The organism is Actinoalloteichus spitiensis RMV-1378, from assembly GCF_000239155.1.
GTDB classification, from domain to species: domain Bacteria; phylum Actinomycetota; class Actinomycetes; order Mycobacteriales; family Pseudonocardiaceae; genus Actinoalloteichus_B; species Actinoalloteichus_B spitiensis.
The window spans coordinates 1-720 of the sequence record NZ_AGVX02000826.1 but is presented as its reverse complement, the minus strand read 5'-3'; the positions used below and the strand labels follow the sequence as shown (position 1 = coordinate 720).

Sequence of the window (720 nt, the reverse complement as noted above, 5' to 3'; positions counted from 1 at the left end):
CACCTCGATGGGTGGGCCGGGCCGACGGGCCACGCCCCCGCGCGGGCGTTCGGGGACGCGGGTGGTGGTGCGGTGCGCCGCCCGGCTGGTCACGGCGACGCACCGCAGGTCAGGGGTGGTTCAGCTCTTCGTGGCGAGGGCCCGCAGGAAGAAGCCCACGTTGGCGGGCCGCTCGGCCAGCCTGCGCATGAAGTAGCCGTACCACTCGTCGCCGTAGGGCAGGTACACGCGCATGGTGTTGCCCTCCCCCGCCAGCCGGAGCTGTTCCTCGGGACGGATCCCGTAGAGCATCTGGTACTCGTAGCTGTCCCGCGCTCGGTTGTTGTCCCCGGCCAGTCTCGCCGTGATGGCGACGAGCCTGGGGTCGTGGGTGGCCACCATCGGGTAGCCCTCCCCCGACATCAGGACGTCGAGGCACCGCACGTAGGACCGGTCCACCTCGTGCCGGGACTGGAACGCCACCGACGAGGGCTCCTTGTAGGCGCCCTTGCACAACCGGACCCGGCTGCCGGGGCCGGCGAGGTCCCGGCAGTCGGCCTCGGTGCGCCGCAGGTAGGCCTGGAGCACCGCGCCGACCCACGGCCAGTCCGCCCGCAGTTCGCGGAGCACCTCGAGGGTGGAGTCGGTGGTGGTGTGGTCCTCCATGTCCAGGGTGACCGTGGTCCCGGCGGCAGCGGCGGCCTCGCACACCCGGCGGGCGTTGTCGAGGGCGATCCGCTG

The 720-nt window shown here is 72.6% G+C and carries 1 protein-coding gene; it reads right to left on the bottom strand.

Features of this window, described 5'->3' with window-relative positions; translation table 11 throughout:
• Positions 1-120 precede the first annotated feature (120 nt).
• A partial coding sequence (locus ACTIDRAF_RS0225720; RefSeq protein ID WP_016701513.1) for a proline dehydrogenase family protein occupies positions 121-720 on the bottom strand: 600 nt, incomplete at its 5' end.